This window comes from Pelomonas sp. KK5, assembly GCF_001984095.1.
Lineage (GTDB): Bacteria > Pseudomonadota > Gammaproteobacteria > Burkholderiales > Burkholderiaceae_C > KK5.
On sequence record NZ_LYVQ01000543.1, the window covers coordinates 1 to 562 of the forward strand.

Sequence of the window (562 nt, forward strand, 5' to 3'; positions counted from 1 at the left end):
ATGATCAGCAGGACCAGCATCACGTCCACGAGGGGCGTGGTGTTGATCGTCGAGACGACCTCGTCCTCGCCCGAGGACGATCCGACGCTCATGCCCATGATCAGCGCGCCGCCACGCGTTTGCTGCCCATCAGCACGCCGTGCAGGTCGGCGGCGAAGGCGCGCACCTGGCCCATCACGCCCTTGTTGCGGTTGACCAGCCAGTTGTAGCCCAGCACCGCGGGCACGGCCACGCCCAGGCCGATGGCGGTCATGATCAGGGCCTCGCCCACCGGGCCGGCCACCTTGTCGATCGAAGCCTGGCCCGCCACGCCAATGGCGGTGAGCGCCTGCAGGATGCCCCAGACCGTGCCGAACAGGCCGATGAAGGGCGAGGTGGAGCCGACGGTGGCGAGGAAGCCCAGGCCCGACTGCACACGCGCATTGACCTCGCCGACCGCGCGGTCCACGTTCATCGACACCCAGCTCGCATGGTCGATGTTCTCGGTCAGCGTGCCCTCGTGATGCTCGGAGGCCTCGTGGCCGGCCTGGGCGATGAAGCGGAAGGCGCTGCCTTCCTTGAG

The 562-nt window shown here is 68.5% G+C and carries 1 protein-coding gene and 1 pseudogene; both read right to left on the bottom strand.

Annotated features, from left to right (window positions below):
- Window positions 1-98, bottom strand: a pseudogene (locus B0W88_RS32195) (biopolymer transporter ExbD); the annotation flags it as partial.
- A gap of 2 nt (window positions 99-100) precedes the next feature.
- On the bottom strand, window positions 101-562 hold a 462-nt coding region (locus tag B0W88_RS32200), incomplete at its 5' end, for a MotA/TolQ/ExbB proton channel family protein (RefSeq protein ID WP_198938019.1).